The 2,929-nt window shown below is 42.9% G+C and carries 5 protein-coding genes; all 5 read right to left on the bottom strand.

Annotated features, from left to right (window positions below):
• Positions 1–153 precede the first annotated feature (153 nt).
• A complete protein-coding gene (locus AB4496_RS08250; RefSeq protein WP_009847745.1) occupies positions 154–429 on the bottom strand; it encodes an HPr family phosphocarrier protein in 276 nt (91 codons plus the stop codon).
• Positions 430–431: 2 nt separating this feature from the next.
• Positions 432–1,301 carry an RNase adapter RapZ gene (rapZ, locus tag AB4496_RS08245; RefSeq protein WP_009847744.1) on the bottom strand — a complete coding sequence of 290 codons (870 nt, stop codon included), beginning with the start codon at positions 1,299–1,301 and terminating at the stop codon, positions 432–434.
• A gap of 4 nt (positions 1,302–1,305) precedes the next feature.
• The gene (ptsN, locus tag AB4496_RS08240; RefSeq protein ID WP_009847743.1) at positions 1,306–1,764 is read right to left on the bottom strand and encodes a PTS IIA-like nitrogen regulatory protein PtsN; all 459 of its coding nucleotides are present in this window, start codon (positions 1,762–1,764) and stop codon (positions 1,306–1,308) included.
• A gap of 1 nt (position 1,765) precedes the next feature.
• Positions 1,766–2,053 (bottom strand): ribosome hibernation promoting factor, encoded by a 288-nt coding sequence (gene hpf, locus AB4496_RS08235; RefSeq protein ID WP_009847742.1) that lies wholly within the window; start codon positions 2,051–2,053, stop codon positions 1,766–1,768.
• 90 nt (positions 2,054–2,143) lie between these two features.
• A partial coding sequence (gene rpoN / locus AB4496_RS08230; RefSeq protein WP_372070287.1) for an RNA polymerase factor sigma-54 occupies positions 2,144–2,929 on the bottom strand: 786 nt, incomplete at its 5' end.

Below are 2,929 nucleotides of genomic sequence, written 5' to 3'. Positions count from 1 at the left end.
GCCATATTTTCCTCCTATTTCATTATTCTAACAATGCTTGGGATAGTAACTTAATTCTGGGGCTTATTTAAATCATAAACTTAGCTAGAACTAATATTTAATACTGGTTGGTTCGAAGTTTGAGTCTTCAGTGTTGTCAGTGACTCGTTTTCGCTACTCACCCTCATCAAACTTGTCTTCAATGAGGTGGCAAACAGCATCAAGTGCTTGTTGTGAATCGGTGCCTGTAGCTTGGATCGTGATGTGTTGCCCTTGCGCTGATTCCAGCATAAGCAAACCCATCACACTGTCTGCAGTTGCGATTTTATCTTCTTCGCTATGGATAGTGATAGTTGCATCAAAACTTTGGGCAAGCTCAACCAATTTTACGGCTGCTCTAGCGTGAAGACCCAAGCGATTTTGGATCAGTACAGTTCGAGTTAATTCCATGGTTAGCCCTGTTGGTGCTTCTCTAGGGAGGCATGTCTGATTTGAACTTGATGACCGAGTTGTTCGAAGTATTCACCAATTTTCTGAGTTAGATAAACTGAGCGGTGTTTGCCGCCAGTGCAACCAATCGCGACCGTTAGGTAACTGCGATTATTCTTCTCTAACATGGGTAACCACTGCTCAACAAAGCCTTGAATTTGTTGCTTGAGTTCAAGAACTTCAGCGTGTTTCTCTAGGAAAGAGTGAATTGGTGCATCAAGTCCTGTCAATGGTCGTAGTGCCGGTTCCCAGTGAGGGTTTGGCAGAAATCGAACATCAAACACATAATCGGCATCACTTGGTAGGCCGAACTTAAAGCCGAAAGACTGAAAAACGATAATGAGTTCTTGTTTTTCTTTGCCCTCAACTTTGAAACGAACCTGTTCACTCAATTCGTAGAGGTTACAGTCACTGCTATCAATCACAATGCTGGCTTGCTCTACAAGAGGAGCCAGAAGTGTTTTTTCTAAATCAATAGCTTGTTCAAGAGAGAGTTTTTCTTGGCCGATCGATAAAGGATGAATTCTGCGTGTTTCGCTGTAGCGCTTGAGTAGCGTCTGTTTACTCGCATCTAGAAATAAGACGTTTAGGTCTATATCTGTGGCGGCTTCTAGCTGGTCTAGCGTTTCTGTAACTAACTGAGGCTCTTTTGGTAGGTTACGAATATCAATGCTAACAGCGACGTTTTGATTGATCTCGCGTACCGATTCGACGAAGTCGTTGAGCAGGTTTACTGGTAGGTTATCAACACAGTAATACCCCAAGTCTTCAAGAACTCGTAGCGCAACACTTTTCCCGGCTCCTGACTGGCCACTGACAACGATTAATCGCATGTTATTACTCGCAAGTTGGCACTTGAATCATGATGTCGTAAAGCTCTTGATCGCTTTGAGCATTACGCAACTGTTTAAGAGTCTGCTTGTCGTTAAGTCGCTCTGCCATACAAGAAAGGGTTTTCAGATGCTCTTTACATTGTTCACTAGGAACAAGTAGAGCAAACAGTAGATCAACTGGGCGGTTATCGATAGCATCAAATTCGATTGGGTCTTGGCATTGTATTAATACAGCAATCGCTTTATCACTGACATTCATGCGTGCATGGGGAATCGCAATACCGTTACCGATACCTGTACTGCCCATTTTTTCACGGCTCAGCATGCACTCAAACAGTTCTGTTGAATCTTGACCGCAGCTTTCTGCTGCGATTTGACTGATCAGCTCAAGGGCTCTTTTTTTGCTTGTGCATTGGACTGCACTTTTAGTGCAGTCCAATGAAAGTACTTCGCTTAATTGCATGTTAGTGACTACTTAGTTTTTCTTTGTGCTTGTTGAGTTGGCGAACAAGTTTATCAACCAATGAATCAATCGCGGCATACATGCTTTCATCTGTTGCTGTCGCATGAATTTCCCCTTGATTTATATGCAGGGTAGCTTCTGCGATTTGATTGATTTTCTCAACTTTTAAAACAACTTGAACACTATTGATATGATCAAAGAAGCGCTCAAGTTTGTCGAATTTGGTGTGAACATAGTCTTGCATTGAATCGGTAAGATCAACGTGATGGCCTTGAATATTGATTTGCATAGACTTTCCTTTTCAGTTGGTTGCCAGGTTACAACTAAATTAATAGTTAACTAATCAATCGTTAATGAATAAAGAGCTAACTACTTTAGTTTATAGCAGGCGTTTACGCTGACTCGATGGGGCAATGCCCAGAGATTCACGGTATTTCGCTATGGTACGTCTAGCTACCTGAATTCCTTGGTCAGCCAGTAAAGCAGCAATCTTACTATCACTTAGAGGCTTTGCGGTATTTTCCGCTGCGACAAGCTTCTTAATGAGTGCGCGAATTGCTGTAGATGAACATTCACCGCCATTGTCAGTGCTGACATGGCTTGAGAAAAAGTACTTGAGTTCGAAGATGCCACGCGGTGTGTGCATGAATTTTTGAGTCGTCACACGAGAGATCGTGGATTCGTGCATATCAACAGCTAAAGCCACATCATTCAGTACCATCGGCTTCATGGCTTCTGCGCCATGTTCGAAGAAACCGCGTTGATGTTCAACAATACACCGAGCGACTTTTAGTAGTGTTTCATTTCGGCTCTCTAGACTTTTAATTAGCCATTTTGCTTCTTGCAAATTTGAGCGGATAAATTGGTTGTCAGCACTACTGCCTTTGCTACTAAGGGCCGCGTATTGTTGATTCACTTTTAGTTTTGGCACGCTATCTGGATTGATGGTGACCAACCATTTCCCAAGCTCTTTGAAGACGGATACGTCAGGAACCACATACTCGGTTTCGTCTGGCGTGATCTTACTGCCAGGGCGAGGGTCCAGCTGTTGGATTAATTGCAAAACTTCGCGTAGTTCCGCTTCTTTCAACTTGGTCTCTTTGATAACCAGTTTGTAATCGCGATTGCCGAGTTGGTCGATATGGCTAGTAAGTACTAACTTAGC

This window comes from Vibrio sp. 10N.222.46.A1, assembly GCF_041473595.1.
Classification (GTDB): Bacteria; Pseudomonadota; Gammaproteobacteria; order Enterobacterales; family Vibrionaceae; genus Vibrio; species Vibrio tasmaniensis_A.
The sequence above is the reverse complement of the archived record's forward strand: the minus strand, read 5'-3'. Positions and strand labels throughout refer to the sequence as shown.

What these genes read in the sequence shown, in the direction of transcription:
- AB4496_RS08250 (WP_009847745.1), bottom strand. Translation starts at nt 429, where the DNA reads ATGGAATTAACTCGAACTGTACTGATCCAAAATCGCTTGGGTCTTCAC.
- rapZ (WP_009847744.1), bottom strand. Translation starts at nt 1,301, where the DNA reads ATGCGATTAATCGTTGTCAGTGGCCAGTCAGGAGCCGGGAAAAGTGTT.
- ptsN (WP_009847743.1), bottom strand. Translation starts at nt 1,764, where the DNA reads ATGCAATTAAGCGAAGTACTTTCATTGGACTGCACTAAAAGTGCAGTC.
- hpf (WP_009847742.1), bottom strand. Translation starts at nt 2,053, where the DNA reads ATGCAAATCAATATTCAAGGCCATCACGTTGATCTTACCGATTCAATG.